The sequence below is a fragment of the Chryseobacterium capnotolerans genome (assembly GCF_021278965.1).
Lineage (GTDB): Bacteria > Bacteroidota > Bacteroidia > Flavobacteriales > Weeksellaceae > Chryseobacterium > Chryseobacterium capnotolerans.
In genome coordinates this window covers 912,031-932,389 of sequence record NZ_CP065589.1, presented here as the reverse complement: position 1 = coordinate 932,389, position 20,359 = coordinate 912,031, and the positions used below count along the sequence as shown (strand labels likewise).

Sequence of the window (20,359 nt, the reverse complement as noted above, 5' to 3'; positions counted from 1 at the left end):
ATCTGTATTAGCTTATGATCTCAATACAGATAATTTTAAAAGCATTATCTTTGCACCGCATATAAAACATTTATGAAATACGCAAAAAATATCCTTGAAACTATAGGAAACACACCATTGGTAAAACTTAACAATGTACTGGGTGAAGACTTTCCGGCATTAGTTTTAGCAAAAGTTGAGACATTCAACCCTGGAAACTCGGTAAAGGATAGAATGGCTCTTAAAATGATCGAAGATGCCGAAAAAGACGGCAGATTAAAACCTGGAGGAACCATCATTGAGGGAACTTCTGGAAATACAGGAATGGGATTAGCACTGGCTGCTATCATCAAAGGCTACAAATGTATCTTTGTAACCAATTCCAAGCAATCTAAAGAAAAGTGCGATATCCTTCGTGCGGTAGGAGCAGAAGTAATTGTTTGTCCTACAGATGTGAAGCCTACAGATCCACGTTCTTACTATTCAGTATCTAAAAGACTGGCAAAGGAGACCGAAAACGGATGGTATGTAAACCAATATGATAACCTATCTAACAGAACTGCTCACTATGAATCTACAGCACCGGAGATCTGGGAACAGACAGAAGGAAAACTTACTCACTTCGTAGCAGGAGCCGGAACAGGGGGAACCATTACAGGATGTGGCACATTCTTCAAGGAAAAAAATAAAGATATTAAAATAATCGGGGTCGACACTTACGGTTCTATTCTTAAAGAATTCCACGAAACCGGAGAATTACACTACGATCACGCGTATACCTATATCACTGAAGGAATTGGTGAAGATATCATCCCTGAAAACTATGATATGTCTGTTATTGATCACTTTGAAAAAGTAACGGATAAGGACGGAGCAATCTATGCAAGAAAACTGGCTAAAGAGGAAGGAATTTTCTGCGGATATTCTGCAGGAAGTGCTATTGCATCATTAATTCAGATGAAAGATCAGTTCACTAAAGATGATGTTATCGTAGTTTTACTTCACGACCACGGTTCAAGATATGTAGGAAAGATCTACAATGATGAGTGGATGAAAGAAATGGGCTGGCTGGACTAAACCAGAACACAACACTATAAAATAAAAATCAGAGCAAATGCTCTGATTTTTTTTATGATTGTATTCTATCTTTTAAAATGGTCTTCAGGAAAGAATAATCTCTTTCATTCATCGATTTTCTGGGAAACATATAGTTGTATTTTCCTTCAAGGGAAATAAACTCATTATTACTGTCAAAAAATTCGAAGTCTTTCCATTCACTGGTTTCTTTTTCACCATCAATATTGACTGTAAAAAAGTTATGATCAAATCTTATTTCGTAAACTTTACATTTTTCCAGTGTATTCAGGTAGTGATTCACCTGTTTTCTCCATCTCGAAACTTTATTAACGCTTACAGACAGAAAAACAGCACATAACAATAAAATAAAGCTGAAAAAGTATAAAATACCCTGACTTTCCTTGCTGAACCAGCCTTTAAAAAGAAATGCAACAAGTAAAATCACTGCAGCTGCAATCGTTGTTATTGTTTTGCCTTTTGTGGTAGGAGAAAAAAGCAGACTTCCTTGATTGCCGCTAAAATAAATATCTTCAAAGATCTTTCTCTCAGGTTTTAATATAATCACTTTTTCCTCACTCATAATACATTGTTGCTTTAAAAAGCTACAAAACTAAGCTAAATATCTTCATATTGATCACTGATGGCAGAAAGTTTATTCATCAGTTCTCTATTTCTTCGTTTTAAAGCGTCCAGTTTCTTCAACATATTATGAATAACTTCCATACCCGGAAGATTGATTTCAAGATCATAATGCCAATTGGCAAATTTTTCCAGATCAGGCAGATCTTCATACATGAGATAATGCACTTCATTTTCAATCTGTATATTCAGCAGACCATAATCTACAAGCTCATCAAAAAAAGTGATTTCTATATTGTATATTCTTACGAGTTCTTCTCGTGATATTCTTTCACTCATAGCCTAGGAATTTTTAAGTTGTTCAAAAAGATCTTTCTGCTTATCGGTAAGGTTTACAGGCAGTTTCACTTCATAAGTTACAAAAAGATCACCATGCTCTCCCTCTTTCTTATAGATCGGGAATCCTTTTCCTTTCAGTCTTACGGTCATTCCGCTTTGGGTTTCTGGTTTAACTTTAAGATTGACACTTCCATCCAGGGTATTCACCTTTACATCTCCACCTAAAACTGCGGTATATAAATCAATAATGACTTTTGTTTTAAGGTCATCTCCTACTCTTTCAAAATTCGGGTCTACAGGAATATTGAATGTGATATAGAGATCTCCACTAGGTCCTCCATTCATTCCGGGATTTCCGTGGCCTTTTAATTTTATTTTCTGTCCATCATAGACACCGGCTGGAATTGTAATTCTTACTTTTTTACCATTGATTTCAAAAGTTTGCGGATGAGTTACTGCAGCATCCCTCAAATTCAAGGTTAATTCTGCCTGTACATCCTGTCCTTTGAACTTTCCTGAAGCTCTTCCTCTTGAACTTTTACCAAAACCGCCAGATCCGCCAAACATATCTTGGAAGAAATCTGAAAAGTCTTCGCCTTCGCCAAAGTCTGCACCTGAGAAACCACCACCATAATTCTGATGTTGCTGATGCTGTCTCTGTTGCTGTTGAGCTTTTTCATACTCCTCACCATGCTTCCAGTTTTCTCCGTATTTATCATACTTTGCGCGATTTTCCGGATTGCTGAGAACTTCATTGGCTTCATTCAGCTCTTTGAATTTTCTTTCTGATTCTTTATCATCAGGATTAAGGTCTGGATGCAATTTTCTGGCTAATTTGCGGTAAGCCTTTTTAATGTCATCCTGAGTTGCGCTTTTATCTACGCCTAAAGTTTTATAGTAATCTATATAAGCCATAGAAACGATGTTTACTCAAATTTATGAAATTTAGGTCTGAAAATTGCATAACAAAGTGTTAAAAATAAACCTATCTTTGATAAAAACTACCACATGAAAGAGGTACTGAAAAACTACTCCGGAATCCTATTTTTACTTCTGGGAATCACAATCGGAAGCATTATAGGAATTGTTGCTCCGGGTTTTGTGGAATACATTAAACCGTTGGGAGACATTTTCCTGAATCTTCTTTTTGTAAGTGTTGTACCTCTGGTATTCTTTGCCGTATCGAATTCTATAGCATCTCTTGAACAGCAGTCCAAATTTGGAAAGATCATCCTTATCATGGCGCTTACCTTTCTGTTTTTTATTCTGACGGCTGCTATATTTACTATCTGTGCTGTATATTTGTTCCCTGTTTCCGGGGTTTCGGGAAGTTCTGAGATGATAACCGAAGCAGCGAACGAGGACAGTTGGGGAAATAGAATTGTAAGTTTCTTTACCGTGGGAGAATTCACAGCTCTTTTTTCAAGACAAAACATGTTGGCACTTCTTATTTTTGCCTTCATGACTGGGTTTGCAGCCAGAAAAACAGGAGATGCAGGACAACCATTCAGGGTTTTTATAGCGTCAGGATATGAAGTCATGAAAGAACTTCTTTTATTAGTCATGAAGCTGGCTCCAATTGGTCTTGGAGCTTATTTCGCATATCAGGTTTCTACATTGGGGCCACAGCTTTTTGGATTTTATGCTAAACCTTTAGGCTTATATTATGTTGCCGGAATTATTTATTTTCTTGTTTTCTTTTCTATTTATGCCTTTATGGCGAGTGGACAGAAAGGAGTGAAGAGTTTTTGGACCAATGCCATCTACCCAACTCTTACCGCTATCAGTACCTGTAGCAGCTTTGCTACCATGCCAGCTAATTTACAGGCAGCCTCTAAGATTGGAATTCCAAGCCCTATTGCTAATCTGGTGATTCCTATTGGAACAACCTTGCATAAAAATGGGTCTTCGATGTCTTCGATTATTAAAATCTATGTGGCTTTTTTAATTATTGGAAAAGATTTTTTTGATCCGGCCAATTTACTTTTAGCATTAGGGATCACAGTTTTCGTAAGTATTGTTGCAGGTGGAATTCCTAATGGCGGATATATTGGGGAAATGCTAATGATCTCGGTCTATAAATTGCCTCAGGAAGCTATTCCAGCGGTTATGATTATCGGAACTCTGGTAGATCCTCTGGCTACTGTACTGAATTCCGTAGGAGATATTGCCGCCGCGATGTTTGTCAATCGGTTTGTGAAGGATTGACCATTTATATCCATTAACTATACCTAAGATTCTTACTTCTTCAGAAATCGAAGTTTATCTCCCGTTAGTCGATGAATGTTATTTCGAAGTCAAAAGTCACAAAAGATTTACACACTTACGTAACTTTAAGTTGAAAATATTGAGGAGTAGGAAGTACACATAAGTTTCAGAAAATCTTTGATTGTCTTATCCGTAAACATCTGTGAAATTTGTGCAATCTGCGGGAGATCAAAAATCACAATGCTTTATTTATGAGCTGCGATAATTGATTTCATCGTTGATGAAGTTATGTGATTCCTATGTGGTTAATAGAAAAACTATATAATCCAGCAAAGATCATCTGGAAATGGGATCGTGGGGCTCTTCCTTCGCAGCAAGGAGTAACCAAAAGCATGAAGTTCTAAATAATGCCTCAACTTTAGAGTTTATTCACTGCGTTGTACGGGTTCCAGGTTTTCATATTCTTCCTGGGTAAAAAGCCTGTATTGTACTTTGAATGTTTTTCCTAATGGAGTTTCCAGGAAAATCCTCCCGGCCCGAAACCGTCGGTCACATCAAGGGTAAAATGAGAGTATTTCCAGTATTCAAAAAGATCGCGGTCTATCCAAAATTCATGGCCGTTAATGGTTCCGATCATGGCATCATTCATTCTTGGAAAAAATCCGCCTTTTTCGAAACATTGCGGCTGGGTTCCTTCGCAACAGCCTCCTGCCTGGTAAAACATCAGCGCACCATATTTTTCTTCAAGTTCACGGATAACTTCAAGGGCTTTTTCTGTGGTGGAAAGTCTTGATATTTTTGTTTCCATTTTTATTATTTTAAAGGCATTTATAAAAGATCCCGGTAAGTAAACTTTTAACCGGGATCAATCACTTCATTATTTAATTTGAGCCTGCAATATCTAATACAATTCTGCCATCAATCTGCCCTTTCTTCATTTTATCAAAGACCTCATTAATATCTTCCAGTTTTGCTGAGGTTACTGTAGCTTTTACAAGTCCTTCATTGGCAAAGTCCAATGCTTCCTGCAGGTCTTTTCGGGTCCCTACGATAGATCCTCTTACTGTAATTCTCTTTAAAACAGTTTCAAAAATAGGGAGTTCAAATGATCCGGGCGGAAGTCCGTTAAGAGCAATGGTTCCTTTTCTTCTTAAAACGTCAATTCCCTGTTTGAATGCAATAGGCGAAACGGCAGTAATCAATGCTCCATGCATTCCTCCTACTTCTTTATGAAGGTATTCACCAGGATCTGTATTTTTGGCATTCACAACAAGGTCTGCGCCTAGTTTTTTCGCCAAATCAAGTTTGTCATCTGTTACATCAATAGCAGCTACATGCATTCCCATTGCTTTCGCATACTGAACTGCCACATGACCCAAACCTCCAATTCCTGATATAGCAACCCATTCACCAGGTTTGGTTTCAGTTTCTTTTAATCCCTTATAAACCGTTACCCCGGCACATAAAATAGGAGCAATTTCCAGAAAGTTAACATCTGATTTTAAGTGTCCTACATATCTTGAATCTGCAATTACATATTCCGCAAATCCTCCGTCTACACTATACCCTCCATTCTTCTGAGCTTCACAAAGTGTTTCCCACCCTGTAATACAGTAGTCACAGCAACCGCAGGCACTGTAAAGCCATGGCACTCCTACTGCATCACCTTCTTTTACAAAAGCTTCAGGACCACAAGCTACTACAATTCCTACCCCTTCATGCCCGGGAATAAGTGGCATTTTGGGCTTAGCCGGCCAGTCTCCATCTACTGCATGTAAATCTGTATGGCAAACACCACAGGCTATAACCTTTACCAATACTTCATATCTTCCAGGTGCTCTAACAGGAACTTCTTCAATCTTCAGTGGCTGGCCATAGCCTTGCACTACCGCAGCCTTCATCGTTTTTGGGATCATATTTTATTTTTTGAATGAGTTTTTATCATGGTTATTTGAGTAATTATCCGATTCTCATTTTAAAAATTTACTTTTTAGTGTAGTATGTACATTAATAGTATCTTTTTGCGTGAGGGATAGTAAGGGCGGCGAGGAACGAGCCGGTGCGGAATACTATGAAGCACCGAAACGAAGTGAAGCCCTGCATAGCCCGACCGTTTGCCTCGGAAAAAGCCAAGGCAATCGGGCACGTCCTACATAATATTAAAAGAAACCTAACTTATTTTTGTTATAGGAGATCAGCATATTTTTGGTCTGACGGTAATGGTCAAGCATCATTTTATGATTCTCCCTTCCGATTCCTGATTGTTTGTAGCCTCCAAAAGGAGCTCCTGCCGGATAAGAATGGTATTGATTTACCCAAACTCTTCCTGCTTCAATCTGGCGCGGAATATTATACAATTGGTGTGCATCTCTCGTCCAGACACCGGCTCCTAATCCGTAGATGGTATCATTGGCAATTTTTACCGCTTCTTCTTCATCTTTAAAAGTCGTAAAGGCTAGTACAGGACCGAAGATCTCTTCCTGGAAAATTCTCATTTTATTGTTACCTTTAAAGATCGTAGGCTGAATATAGAACCCATCTTCCAAATCTTCTCCAAGATGATTCACATCCCCCCCTACCAATACTTCAGCTCCTTCATCTACTCCCAACTGGATATAGGAAAGGATTTTTTCTTTTGAATTTTAGAAGCCTGTGCTCCCATCATTACCGTTTTATCAAGCGGATTTCCTACTTTGATCGCTTTTACTCTTTCGATTACTCTTTGGATGAAAGCATCTGCTATTCCTTCCTGAACCAGCAATCTTGACGGACATGTACAGATTTCTCCCTGGTTAAGGGCAAAGAGTACAGCTCCTTCAATGGCTTTATCCAAAAATTCATCATCAGCATCCATGACAGAGTTAAAGAATACGTTGGGCGATTTTCCACCTAATTCCAACGTTACAGGAATGATATTCTCTGTAGCATACTGCATTACCAAACGTCCTGTAGCTGTGGATCCTGTAAAAGCAGCCTTGGAAACCTTAGGATTGGTAACCAGCGCTCTTCCAAGCTCTGCACCAAAGCCATTGACAATATTGACAACTCCTGCTGGCAATAAATCTCCTATGAGCTCCATAAGAATCATGATAGAAACAGGTGTACTTTCTGCAGGTTTTAGAACCACACAATTTCCAGCAGCTAATGCCGGAGCCAGTTTCCAAGTAGCCATAAGAATCGGGAAGTTCCATGGAATGATCTGTGCAATAACTCCCAGCGGTTCATGAACGATCAGTGAAACGGTATCTTTATCCAATTCATTGTGAGATCCTTCTTCTGCACGGATGACAGATGCAAAATACCTAAAGTGGTCAACAGCCAATGGAATATCAGCTGCTAATGTTTCTCTGACTGCTTTACCATTATCAATGGTTTCTACTGTAGCGAGATATTCTAAATTCTGCTCTATTCTGTCAGCTATTTTATTAAGAATGATACTTCTTTCTGTAGCGGATGTATTTTTCCAGGTCTGGAATGCCTTTTCAGCAGCATCTACAGCCAGTTCCAGGTCTTCTTTTGAAGAATGGGCTACCTGGGTAAAATTCTTCCCATCAACGGGTGAAACTACATCAAAATATTGGCCTTTAACAGGTGGAGTAAATTTTCCGTCAATATAGTTATCGTATCTGCTTTTGAACTCGGGACGCTGTAAAAGCGTTGTTGATCTTGGTTCTGTAAGAGTGCTCATATCAGTATTTATTTTAATTTTTCGATACTGCCAAATTACACGGATACTTGAAAAACCTATAGCACAATCGTATAAAAAAAGTGTAAAATAGTACAGAATTCAATTTTATTATTTTCTTAACTGTAACGTTGGGTCAAATTTATTATATTTGAGTTACTGCCTTTATCAAAATATTTAGAAATGAATAATAATAGCAAGATTTTATTAAACACTCCCAAATTACGCAAGGAAAACCAATTATTGAGTCTTGTTGAGAACCAGACAAAATTCAATCTAAACAATTGTGAATTTAGTATTTATGAGACCCATAAAGCTGCTTTTGGAGTGAAACTTCATTTTGAAAATATTGCTTTTACAGCTATGCTTAGAGGTAAGAAACACATGAAGCTGGATAACAAAACCAGTTATTTTGATTATTTTCCCGGAGAAAGTATTCTGGTAGCGCCAGGTGAAACCATGGTTATTGATTTTCCTGAGGCTGATAATACTCCTACACAATGCATCTCTTTAAGTTTAAATCCTGACTTTATAGAGAATTCCCTTAATCATTTAAACTATAGTCTTCCCAAGGTGGATGAGGCCTCACAATGGAATATCCAGTTGGATGAATATTTTCTTTTTTAATAACCAGGCGCTGGCTTCTGCTACTAACAATATTATGAGGATAGCCATGGATGATAATTCGCAAAAGGATATCATGGCCGACTTTGCATTGAAGGAGCTCCTGATCCGGCTTATGCAAACCCAGGCCAGAAGCATGGTGGAAAGAAATATTGTAAAAAATAAATCAAGAATCGGGTTTGTAGTAGATTATATTAAAAGAAACCTGCACCAGAAACTATCAATTGAAAGTATAGCCAAACTGGCTTATGTAAGTAAATCCAACTTCTTTAAGATGTTCAAAGATGAACTGGGAACTTCCCCAAATGATTTTATTCTGCAGGAAAGAATTAGCAAAGCCAAGGAATTGCTGGCCACTCAAAACAGTATTAAAGAAACAGCTTATCAAACAGGATTTTCAGATACTAATTATTTTACAAGGGTTTTTAAGCAGCTGGAGGGTGTTACCCCGAAAAGTTACCAGAACAGGATTATGATTCGTGAATAAAATTACTGATCTTGAGGCAAGGTTAATATTAGTTCTTTTATAGGACTAGACACTATCAAAATAAAAAAGAGCCCCATTTTCATGGGACTCTTCTTATGTATATTAAAAATATTATTTCTTAATAGTCGTCATTCTGTTGAATGTTCGGGTTAGCCTGAATAGCATTAATTGGAAGCGGCCATAACCAGAAGTGGCTATCTGCGGCAAGTTCCTGTGTCATTGCAGGTGTTCCTGTACCATCAGCTATATCTCCTTTATTAGATCTTTTAATAGACTTTCCTAATCTTTTCAATGTATACCATCTGTCATTTTCAAAAGCAAGCTCCAGTCTTCTTTCTTTCAAGATAGCATCTAAAAGAGCTGTTCCAGCTTCTGTTCCAGGAGTGAATGAAGTATATCTTTCTTTTCTCAACTGATTTAACAAAGCAAGAGCCGTCCCTTGATTCCCTAAGTTGTAAGAAGCTTCGGCTACGTTAAGTAATACTTCTGCAGTTCTCAGATACTTAACTGGAACAATGTTCACCGGTCCACCGTTACCTGCATATTTAGTAATGTGGTTATACATTTTTTTGTTATACAAAGCAGTAGTGAAGTAAGCTGTTTTTCTTACGTCATTGCTAGCAAACATATTGAAGAAATCATAATCTGCAACAAATTCTGATCTGTACTGACCGTCAATTAGCTGATTGTAAGCAACCCCTACTGTATTACGCTCAGGTGCAGCATTTGAAATCTGGAATAAAACTCCATCAGTAATTTTAGCTAATCCTTCATTTTCTTTCCAGATTCTGTTAAAGTTATCCAATGTTGTAACACTTGGAGAAAGCCCTAAAGCTAACTGGCCATATTTTACAGTATTCGCATAGTCTCCCTGATAAAGGTATACTCTTGATAATAATCCGTATACAGCAGCTTTGCTGAATCTTCCTTTATCAGCATCATTCTGAGTAATTTTATCAGCTGCAAGTAACAGGTCATTAATGACTTTCTTATATGATTCATCTATTGATAAGCTTCTAGATGAATTATTATTCAAAGGATTAAAAGATTCAGAATAATAAATTCCGTATTTATTCTTTGCTTTGAAGTTTTGAGTTGGAATAGCGGAGTATGCTCTTAAGATATCAAAATGAGCTGCTGCTCTGATTGCTCTTGCTTCCGCTTCTACATTATCTTTTTGAGTACCAGTTAATACTCCGTTATTTAAATAAGAAAGAACGAAGTTAGCTCTGCTTACTACAGCATATGCAGCACTAAACAACCCTGTAGTCTGTGAAACATCTGCAGAGAACTCAAAGTTTGCAGCTGCAGCGTTAGAGTTTCTTCCACCGTCTGAAATAATAAGGTTATCTGTAGTAAGATCACCCATAATAAGCTGGCTACCTGTATCACTAGTGTAATATCCTCCACTTTTAAATGCAGTATAAGCTCCATCTAAAGCCTGTCTGAATGATTCTGGTCTCAACATTGCCTGCTCTTCAGCTTCATTCACTGATGAAATCTGATCCAAATTTCTTTCACAAGACGTTAACGATACAAAAACAGTCAACGCAGCTAAACTTATTTTTATTATATTCTTTTTCATAAAGCTATTCAATATTAAAATTCTAATTGCATTCCTACCATGATCGTTCTTACAGCAGGATAAGTATAAAGGTTAAATGATCCTGGAACAAATAGTGATGCAGATTCAGCAGATCCTACAGAAATTTCAGGTTCTCCGTGGAAATTAGTAAATGTAAATAAGTTCTGCCCTTGTACAAACAGTCTCAGTTTATTAATTGGAGCATCTTCTCCAAGCGCTTTTTTATCAAATGTATATCCTAATGTAAGGGATCTTAATCTCAAGTAGTCTGATTTCTCAATCCACTGATCAGAATCACGCATACCGTTAGAGTCTACTCTTTGGAATACCCCTGTATCACCTGGAGTTCTCCACATATTAGCAGCTGCCTGCGCCATGTTTCTTCCCGCTTTAGCCTGGGTTGGGTCAACAGCAAGAGAATACATGTTGTTATATGTATAACCTCCTAACTTGAATGTGAAGTCTGCACTGAAGTCAAATCCTTTATATTGAAGGGTAGTTCCAAAACCTCCGAAGCTTGTTGGGAAAGGAGACTTATCTGTAAGTGCAACAGCATCAGAAGCACTGTATTTTTCTGTAATGTTTCCTGCTTTATCGTAATATTGAGCATTTCCATTATCTGGGTTTACTCCTGCAAATCTAACATTATAGAATACATATGGAGTTTCACCTACTTTAAGATAAGTATATCCTAGGTTTCTTTCAGTCTGTCCGTCTGCTAGTTTATCAAGAGTTGATTTCTGGAAAGAGATGTTAGCACGTACAGTCCATTGGAAGTCTTTCTTTCTCATCACGTCTACACTTAATTCAGCTTCAAGACCTTTCTGAGTCATATCACCAGCATTGATATATTGGTAATATGATCCTTCCTGCTTATCTAATGGTACTAATTGTACGAAATCTTTTCTCTTGTTCTGGTAAACTTCTACGGATCCACGAATTCTTCTCTTCCACATTACAAAGTCAACCCCTGCGTTGGTTACAGCATTAGATTCCCATTTCAGATTCTGGTTACCAATGATATAAACTTTTTCGGTAGTGTTATAAGTTCCAGGAAATAAAGCGGCGTTATTTCCGTATAAATCGAAACCAACATTAGCTACGTTATAATAATCAGATAATGAACCGTCGTTTCCGGTTGTACCATAAGAACCTCTAAGTTTCAAGTCATTGATGAAACCACCTTTCATGAAGTCTTCTTTAGCAATATTCCAAGCAGCACTTGCTGACCAGAAGATTCCGCTCTTGTTATTAGATCCAAATCTTGAAGAAGCATCTCTTCTTAATGATGCAGTTGCTAAATATTTACCTTCATAATCATAGTTTACCATACCTGCTAAACTGAAAAGGGTATTTCTGATTTTAGATCCGGTAAATGTATTTCTGTCTGAAGGAGTCGTGATAGAAGGAACACTAAGGTTTGTAGATTTTAATCCATAAGCACTTGCATTCACTGTTTCAGTGAAGTTATCGTTATATTCGATAAATCCTAAGAAGTCAAAGTTATGTTTTCCGAATGATTTCTTATAGTTTAATGAGTTATTCCATGTATAGTTAAATGCATAGAATGAGTTTTTCGCTAATGAACCTGTAGGAACTTTGTTCGTAGTTAAATCCAGGTTAGATCCTTTTTTCATCCACGTGGTATTCATATACCAGTCGTAAAGCCCATTGAAATTCGTTTTAAATTTCAATCCGTTCGTGATCTTATATTCTCCGAATAAAGTTACCGGGATTCTTAATCTCTGATCTTCAGATCTGTTATTACGGATCTGCTCTACAGTGTTAGAACCCGCTCTCATTTTCTGATTGTAGCTTCCATCTGGGTTATAAATTGGCTCGTAAGGAGCATATTTATACATTGCCGCAAATGGGTTCTGTGTATTATTTCTGTCTCTGAAGTTTTCTGTAACCTGATACTGAACTCCAAGGTTAACTCCAACGTTTAACTTTTCGCTCAGTTTATTAGTGAACCCGAAGTTACCTGTATATCTCTTAAGTCCGTCTAGATCTTTAAGAATACCATTATCAGCATCATATCCTAATGAATAGTAGAATGTACTTTCTCTGGATCCTCCCTGTGCACTAAACAAATAAGATTGAATGCTTGAAGGTCTCAAAAGATCTTTTTGCCAGTTGTGGTCATAAGCAGCAAGAGCATCGATTTCCGTCTGAGATCTTGGCACTACTTTTAAGTAACCTAACTCATTCTGGTAGTTCATTAACTCTCTGGCGTTCATCATTGTGAAGTTTTTATCCTTCAGCTTTTCACTGAAACCAAATTTACTTTCAAATGAATAGTTAGTTTTCCCAACTTTTCCAGCTTTAGTTGTTACTACAACTACCCCGTTTGCTCCTCTCGCACCATATTGAGCCGTAGCAGCCGCATCTTTAAGAACAGAAATTGATTCTACGTCTGCAGGGTTGATTGCACTAAACTGTCTTGCAGTCATGTACATACCATTTACTACATAAGTAGGTTCAGAAGAACCACCAACACCAGCAACCCCTCTTACCATAATGGTAGCGGCAGAACCTGGCTGACCTGTAGCACTTTGTACATATACCCCTGAAGCTCTACCCTGTAAAGAGTTTCCGATAGATGTTGTAGGAGAGTTTCTTCTGATAGCATCTCCACTTACAACGGCCTGAGCCTGGGTAATTTCATCTGCTTTTTTCTTCTGATATCCAGTAACGATTACCTCATCGATCTTATTCTCCTTCAGAATAGAATCATTCTTAGATTTTTGCGCATAGGCAGCTTGTCCTAAAAAAAACAAAGCTCCAGCACTTAATACATGTAACTTCACATTCATATTAACAGATTTTAATATATTCAAGGGGACAAATATGTTAATAAATATTAACACCATCAATTTATTAAAACCTGAAAACCACCCACCAGATAAGGGTTATTCTCAAATAACTCTAAAAAAAGTAAAGAAAAAGTTTAATTATAATTTAAATTTTAGCAAATAATAAAGCATTTTAAGCATTAGTGGGATTTTAAAAAAAATCAAAATAAAAATTAATGTACATTAATTTAAAATATTAAATGAAAAAAATCAACAATAAACATTTACATAAGCGAAAAAAATAAAATAACCAACCCCAGGTTTTTGTCCAAAATCAGTAAAAAAAAGCGTCATTTTTCGTAAAACAACGTGAAAAATAACCTGATAAAAATCAGGAAGACTGCCTAAAAAGGCAGTCTCCGTGAAAATAATATTAAAAATCTGTTAATATATGATATCCAAAAACCAGTCTAAACCAGCTTACTTTTGAGAATATTTTTTGACTTTATTTTGCCATTTATTTTATATTTTTCACAAAATAAATAAACTGTTTTATTTAAACCAATCTTGGAAATTCATTTTTTACCAACCCGGATTTTGTTGTGCCGCCAGTGTCGGATTATTCACAACTTCCTCGTTAGGAAGCGGCCATAAAACTCTGAAATCTGTTTTAGGAATCATTGCAACTCCCAATGGTCCTGTATATGGAGTCCCTAAAGTAAAAGACGCTCCAGTAGGCATAGCATTTGCCATCTTAGCAGGAATACCGGGAGTAGGTACCAAATCATCATATAGTAACCTGTGGATATCTCCCCATCTCATCCCTTCTCCTAAAAATTCAATTCGTCTTTCTGTTATAATAGCATCTACTAAAGAAGTAGCATCAGTAAACGAAGCTGCCGTATATTGCTGAGTAGCCGGAGTCGCTAATGACCTGTTTCTCACTTGATTCAACTGAGTAATTGCCGTCGCTGTATTACCTAGTCTGGCATTAGCTTCCGCCATAGATAAAATAATTTCAGCATATCTCATGATTGGAGACCCATCTGATAAATTAGTAACATCCTTATACTTATTAACAAATTTAACTCCTGAAGAGGCAGTTCTTACCATTGTTGTTTCTTCTCTTCTTTTATCATCAGCTAACCATCTGGGATTTCTCCAGATGATAGGACTAATACACACCAATGATCTATTATTATATATTGATGCTAGTCCCGCGTTAGTCCCCGGATTTGTATTTGCAGAATTCTCAATAGAAAAAATAGATTCTGAATTATTATAATTATTTATAAATGGTTGACTAGGAGAAGAAGTAAGGGAATAAACCGAATTTAACTTCGCTCCCTCGGTAAGGACTTTTGACCAATCTCTCATATTTAAGTAAGCCCTAACTTTCAATGCAATAGCAGCTTCTTTAGTTGCTCTTGTAATCTTGATATTTCCAACTCTTGAACCACTACTTACCGTCAAGGTTTCTGCCATATCTAAATCAGCAAGAATTTTTGAATATGTTTCCGCTACTGTTCCTCTACCTACTTTAAGAGCTTCATCAATTGTACCAGGACTAGTAATTGCCGTTACTCGATAAGGGACTCCCGGATGAGTTGCACCAGACGTAAAATTATAGGGTCTGGAAAAATGCTTTAATAACTCCAAGTGAGCCAACGCTCGTAAAAAATACATCTCACCCAAGTAATTATCACGAACTACTCCTGTAATCACACCACTACTTCCTGCCTTTTTCAGGCCTTCTATTGCGATATTCGCTTTATTAATCAGCCCATAAGCATTCATCCAATAGTGGACATTATTAAGTGAACCACCATCATAAGTTGCCGTATATGTCAGTTGGTAAAAAGTTGCCGTATTCACCATATCTTCTCCACGCATATCATTCTGCTCTACATAAGCCGCCCCAAACACATACCCTCTAGGAGTATTCGAAGCATCAGGGCTCGTCTTATAAATTCCATTTTGCGCAGCATTATAAACTCCCATTATAGAAAGATCAACATTCCCTGCTGTTGAAAAAGCTAAATTCTCATCGACATTATTGTACGGCTGCAAGTCTAGGGTTTCTCTATCTGAGCAGGAGTTCATCATTGTCATTAATAACGATATTGATAAAATTGATACTCCTTTTTTTATTATATTATTTTTTTTCATTGTTATCTTAATTTATAATGAAACATTAAGGCCCATACTAAGTACTCTCTGACGAGGTGTCCCATTAAAATCTACACCAGCAGTCTCCATCTCTGGGTCCAATCCTTTATATTTAGTAATGATAAAAGCATTTTGAGCCTGAAAATAAACCCTCAAACCTCTCACACCAATAGCCTTAAGAGCCTCCTTTGGAAAATTATATCCTAAACTAATTACATCAAACTTAATAAAACTAGCGTCTTCCAAAAATCTCGACGAAGCATTACTTGTAGAATTACTAAGGGTATTATCTGCAAAAAATAATTTCGGAGTCATTCCATCTCCTGGATTTGAAGGACTCTGCCATCTTCCCAAAATTTCTGTTGAATTATTATTAAAATTCAATGTCATTAAATCTCTTCTGGTAGCATTAAATATTTTATTACCTCCACTAAATCGAACAGTTGTACCCAAATCGAAATCATAGAATCTAAATTTAAAACTAAACGCTCCAAAATACTTTGGCAAAGAGTTTCCCAACACCTTTCTATCTGTTAATGCACTTAAATTAGCTGCTTTCGACACATCATTAGGATTAGAAGGATCAAATACAGCATAAACCCCTTTCCCCACAAGTCCTTGAACCAAACTCCCATCTGCTTTGTAATATACAGGATTTCCATTAGCTGCATTTACTCCCCAATACTCAAATCCGTAAATAGATCTCAAAGACTCACCAACCCGGATAATATTATTGGCACTTGAGAAAATATCTGCATTATTATTGGCAAGAGTCAACACTTTATTTTTCATAAACGTAACATTTGCATTGACATCTAATCCAAAATTTTGTGTATTAATCACACTGTAATCTACTGAAAATTCCAGCCCCTTATTCTGCATATCTCCAATATTTTTAGAAATGCTATTATTAGGCACCCCCAGTGACAGTGCTAAAGGAGCATCTAAAATCATATCTGAAATCTTGTTTTCAAAATAATCAAAAGTTAATCTCAATTTATTTTTAAACAATGCTAAGTCTACTCCGTAATCAATTTTTTTACTTGTCTCCCATCGTAATTCATTATTCCCAATCTGTGAATATGCCAAACCATTATAATTTGCATATTTTAAATTACTAAACAACCCTAAATATGGATAATTACCAATATCAGTATTACCAACTTTGGCATAAGAAGCCCTAAGCTTAAGATCAGATATCACATTACTAATACCCTGCATAAAGTTCTCTTTACTAACGGTCCACCCTGCAGAAACTCCAGGAAAGTTTCCCCATTTATTTTTCGACGGCAAAGAAGATAATCCATCTCTTCTAACGGACGCCTGTAAAAAGTATTTACCGGCATAGTTATAGTTAAACCTCGCTGCGTATGACAATATACCTTGTTCGGTTATTCCTCCTCCCGATTGCGGAGTTCCAATAGAACCTGAAATAACTCCATTGTTAAAAAAGGTATTAGATAAATCTTTTCCACCACCATAAAAGCTTTGTAGTTTCTGCTTTTGATATTCGTTTACCAATACTAAGGTAACATTATGCTTTTCTGCAAATGTTTTATTAAATGTCAAAACATTTTGGATATTATTTCTTAGATAATCTGAAAAATCATTTCTGATTTCACCATTTCCTCCCTGCCCATCACCATGTATTGGGTTATAATAATAAAAACCTTTGGTTTGAGACTGGTCAGCACTCACCTGAATTCTATAATCCAAAAAAGGATACAGTCTTATATTTGCATATACAGACCCAATCAATCTATTTACACTGGATTGCAATTTATTATTATCAAGCACATACATAATATTCGTAATATTATCTCCTGCTTGCAATAAGTTCTGCCATCTTCCTACTATCCGGGGATCTTGAAAATCAATATTGTATCCTGTTGGATGATTTGGGTTATAAATCGGAGTATTAGGCAACTGTTTAATTGCATTATAAATATTACCTGAAAGTGAAGAAGCCCCCGTATTTAAACCCACATAGTCTGTTTTTGTAAAACTGAGATTCGTTCCGATTTTCAACCAATCAAAAGCTTGATGATCTATATTTGCCCGGGTAGAAAATCTTTTCATTTCGTTAGGAATCGCAACTCCCTCCTGTTTTGTATATCCTATAGAGGTATAGTAATTGGATTTACCAAATGAACCAGAGGCAGACAAAAGATTATCTGTCTGAAATGCAGCTGATCTTAAAACTGCTTTTTGCCAATCTGTATTATACTCTGTTCCCACAGCGATAGCAGACAGTCCTGCATTTGACCTTTTTTCATTTGAAATTGCTATAAACTCTGGAGTCTGAAGTAATTTATACAAACCTACCGGCATTGCATATCCTGCATAATTGCTGAAATTCAGACTTAATCGTCCTCCTTTTCCTTTCTTAGTAGTTATCAGAATTACACCATTAGCTGCTCTTGAACCGTAGATTGCCGTTGCCGCACCATCTTTTAAAACCTCGAAAGATTCAATATCATTTGGGTTAATATCACCCAATCCGTTTGTTGCGGTTTGCCCTCCGATGTCTCCCGAGAAGATCGGAATACCATCGACAATATATAGAGGTGATGTTCCCGAATTTATAGATGCCACTCCTCTAATCCTTACCCTAGGAGCTTCTCCCAATACTCCTGTTGTACTGGTAATCTGAACCCCAGCAGCTTTACCAGCCAGCTGTTGTTCAAAACTTGGAGCAGCTATAGTGGCAACATCAGCAGCTTTAATAGAAGTTACAGCACCTGTAATTTCTTTTTTCTTCTGAGTACCATACCCTACTACCAGGACCTCATCAATTTCCTTTGTGGAAATCGTGTCCTTTTTACCTTTTGCGCCATAATGCCCTGTCCTATAAAAAATAGAACACCAGCACTTAGCACAGATAATTTTCCATTCATATTAACAAATTTTAAGATATTCCGAAGACAAATATGTTAATAAGAAAGAAAGTATCAAATAATAAAACTTTATTAAAAAATAAATTTAAGTTAATATTTTACATTAAAAACAAATAAATAATATAAAATTAAAATCAATTTAAATTAATTAATGAAAATAATAACTGTTAATTTAACTTTAACATAATATTAACAACAATTAAATTTTCAACAAACATTAACTAAAAACAAGATTTAAAAGAAAAATATTAATTAAAAATTAAAATTAAATGAATAAAATTAAATTTCACGAATGATAGATTTATGTTAAAATAGGTAATTTTATAGAAAATCGACAATATTTAAACCTAAAAAGCTATTAAAAAAACAAAGCATTCCAGTTTTAGGAATGCTTTTTATAAAATTAAATTATTTTTCTATTTTTGACAGCCATAATATCTAGCTCCAATTAAAACAGGATTTTCAGTCTCTACAGAAATAAGACCAAATCCTTTGTAATCGGGGTTTACAGAATGATTTAATTGCTTTCTGTGAAGCTTTTCATAGGTTTCAAAATCAATGGCCTTTCTATGATTCAGATTTTCGAATAAATTCCATTTTTCTACCACCTTTTTCCAATGAGCAGATACCTTACCAGCAAACACCTTTGATTTGGAGCCACTCCCATATCCAAAGAATCCGATTTCTTTTCCGGATAGGTCTTCATTTTCATTATAAGAAGTCTGCAAACCGGAAAGTAACGCCATAAAAATAGAAGCTGTATACATATTTCCAATCTCTGAAGAAGCTCTTTGAGTCTTTTCAATAGCTGAATTAATCAATAGCAGATAATTTTCAGATTTAGCGACTCCTTTTTGTTCATCCGGAGTTCCATAGGAAATTCCATTTTCCAGACTATAAATCTCTGTGAATACTCTTTTACCATGGAAGGCATAAGGAAGATGGAAAACAATATACTTCCAGTTTTCATAAGGCTTTTCTTTGCCTGTACTCTCTTTATAGTGCTGATATGCCTCTCTGATTCTGTCCTGATAACACTGATTGGAATACTGCCCGTCAAAAACCGGCTCATCCGTAAAAATTTCTATTTTATCAGGATATACTTCAGGCGCATTCTTTAAATCACCTTTTATATATTGTCTTCTTGGTTTGAAAAAATCAAAAACACTTTCTGTAGCAACTCCCCAGTTATTTTCAATCTCAAGAAGATCAGGCTTAGCAGAAATCAATAACGAGACAGCACCTCCTCCCTGGGTATATTCTCCGGAAGAAGCCAGTTCATATTTTGCATAGTCACTGGCAATCACTACTGCTTTTTTTCAGGATTCACTCTTACAAAATCCAACGCATTATGCAGAGCATCTACTCCACCCACACAAGCAAAAGTCATGTCTACTACATCACAGTTCTTAAAAGCTCTTTCTCCAAAATCTGCTTCCAACACTTTTTCAACCATCTGCATTGCATAAGAAGCGGTGGGTTTTGCTGCATCAAGAGCACTTTCTGTACCCAGATAAATTCTTGAAATCTCTTTAGGATTAATATTATAATCACGAATTAATCTTAACAATGCTTCTGCAGCAAAAGTTGCAGCATCCTCATGCACATCAGGCAATCCCATTTTATGAAGCCCCAGACCTTTCTCCAATTTTGCCGGTTCTATGCCCCTTTTTTCTGCTAAATCTTTAATTTCCAAATACAAAGAAGGCACATAATAGCTTGCTGCTTCTATTCCAAAACTCATAATATTTTAAATTTTAAACGAATTTATGAAAGATAACGCAAAAAATAGCAGTGAAAATAGCTGATTTTTGTAAGATTATTAAAAATAAATAGCATCCAGATAAATACCATGAAAACACTTTTAAACCTCTTCTACTTAAAAAATGCAATCCTCGTAAATTAACCTGATCAGACTGATCTATAAAAGAAAGC

General features: G+C 36.3%; 12 protein-coding genes and 3 pseudogenes. 4 read left to right on the top strand and 11 right to left on the bottom strand.

What is annotated here, in order from left to right; translation table 11 throughout:
• Positions 1 to 72: 72 nt before the first annotated feature.
• A complete protein-coding gene (locus tag H5J24_RS04385) occupies positions 73 to 1,056 on the top strand; it encodes a PLP-dependent cysteine synthase family protein (protein WP_068944225.1) in 984 nt (327 codons plus the stop codon).
• Between the two features lie 52 nt (positions 1,057 to 1,108).
• Here the strand turns inward: H5J24_RS04385 and H5J24_RS04380 are convergent, their stop codons facing one another.
• The 3 genes from H5J24_RS04380 to H5J24_RS04370 are packed head-to-tail and all read right to left on the bottom strand — an operon-like array spanning position 1,109 to position 2,889.
• Entirely contained in the window at positions 1,109 to 1,636 is a 528-nt protein-coding gene (locus tag H5J24_RS04380; RefSeq protein WP_068944226.1) for a hypothetical protein, read from the bottom strand.
• A gap of 35 nt (positions 1,637 to 1,671) precedes the next feature.
• Complete coding sequence (locus H5J24_RS04375) at positions 1,672 to 1,974, bottom strand: chaperone modulator CbpM (protein WP_068944227.1); 303 nt, start codon at positions 1,972 to 1,974, stop codon at positions 1,672 to 1,674.
• A 3-nt stretch (positions 1,975 to 1,977) separates the two neighbouring features.
• Positions 1,978 to 2,889, bottom strand: a complete 912-nt coding sequence (locus tag H5J24_RS04370; protein ID WP_068944228.1) for a DnaJ C-terminal domain-containing protein — start codon at positions 2,887 to 2,889, stop codon at positions 1,978 to 1,980.
• 93 nt (positions 2,890 to 2,982) lie between these two features.
• Between H5J24_RS04370 and H5J24_RS04365 the strand changes: the two genes are divergently transcribed.
• A complete protein-coding gene (locus H5J24_RS04365) occupies positions 2,983 to 4,182 on the top strand; it encodes a dicarboxylate/amino acid:cation symporter (protein WP_068944229.1) in 1,200 nt (399 codons plus the stop codon).
• A gap of 425 nt (positions 4,183 to 4,607) precedes the next feature.
• On the opposite strand, the pseudogene H5J24_RS04360 reads toward H5J24_RS04365, so the two are convergent.
• From H5J24_RS04360 to H5J24_RS04350, 3 genes and pseudogenes are all read right to left on the bottom strand, one after another.
• A pseudogene (locus H5J24_RS04360) lies at positions 4,608 to 4,990 on the bottom strand (DUF779 domain-containing protein).
• A gap of 73 nt (positions 4,991 to 5,063) precedes the next feature.
• Positions 5,064 to 6,098 carry an alcohol dehydrogenase AdhP gene (gene adhP, locus H5J24_RS04355; RefSeq protein WP_068944231.1) on the bottom strand — a complete coding sequence of 345 codons (1,035 nt, stop codon included), beginning with the start codon at positions 6,096 to 6,098 and terminating at the stop codon, positions 5,064 to 5,066.
• 243 nt (positions 6,099 to 6,341) lie between these two features.
• Positions 6,342 to 7,870 (bottom strand): annotated as a pseudogene (locus H5J24_RS04350) (aldehyde dehydrogenase family protein).
• Positions 7,871 to 8,050: 180 nt separating this feature from the next.
• Here H5J24_RS04350 and H5J24_RS04345 point away from each other — a divergent pair.
• Positions 8,051 to 8,494, top strand: a complete 444-nt coding sequence (locus H5J24_RS04345) for an AraC family transcriptional regulator N-terminal domain-containing protein (protein ID WP_232816062.1) — start codon at positions 8,051 to 8,053, stop codon at positions 8,492 to 8,494.
• Positions 8,475 to 8,978: a helix-turn-helix transcriptional regulator gene (locus tag H5J24_RS04340; RefSeq protein ID WP_232816061.1), complete on the top strand. Its 504-nt coding sequence runs from the start codon at positions 8,475 to 8,477 to the stop codon at positions 8,976 to 8,978. The genes H5J24_RS04345 and H5J24_RS04340 overlap by 20 nt, the downstream gene beginning before the upstream one ends.
• Positions 8,979 to 9,096: 118 nt before the next feature.
• Here the strand turns inward: H5J24_RS04340 and H5J24_RS04335 are convergent, their stop codons facing one another.
• From H5J24_RS04335 to H5J24_RS04315, 5 genes and pseudogenes are all read right to left on the bottom strand, one after another.
• A complete protein-coding gene (locus tag H5J24_RS04335; protein WP_082811261.1) occupies positions 9,097 to 10,563 on the bottom strand; it encodes a RagB/SusD family nutrient uptake outer membrane protein in 1,467 nt (488 codons plus the stop codon).
• A gap of 14 nt (positions 10,564 to 10,577) precedes the next feature.
• A complete protein-coding gene (locus H5J24_RS04330; RefSeq protein ID WP_068944235.1) occupies positions 10,578 to 13,379 on the bottom strand; it encodes a SusC/RagA family TonB-linked outer membrane protein in 2,802 nt (933 codons plus the stop codon).
• A 561-nt stretch (positions 13,380 to 13,940) separates the two neighbouring features.
• Complete coding sequence (locus tag H5J24_RS04325; RefSeq protein ID WP_228407658.1) at positions 13,941 to 15,470, bottom strand: RagB/SusD family nutrient uptake outer membrane protein; 1,530 nt, start codon at positions 15,468 to 15,470, stop codon at positions 13,941 to 13,943.
• A gap of 69 nt (positions 15,471 to 15,539) precedes the next feature.
• Entirely contained in the window at positions 15,540 to 18,275 is a 2,736-nt protein-coding gene (locus H5J24_RS04320) for a SusC/RagA family TonB-linked outer membrane protein (protein WP_232816362.1), read from the bottom strand.
• A gap of 565 nt (positions 18,276 to 18,840) precedes the next feature.
• Positions 18,841 to 20,168: pseudogene (locus H5J24_RS04315) on the bottom strand (hydroxymethylglutaryl-CoA synthase family protein).
• Between the last annotated feature and the right edge of the window lie 191 nt (positions 20,169 to 20,359).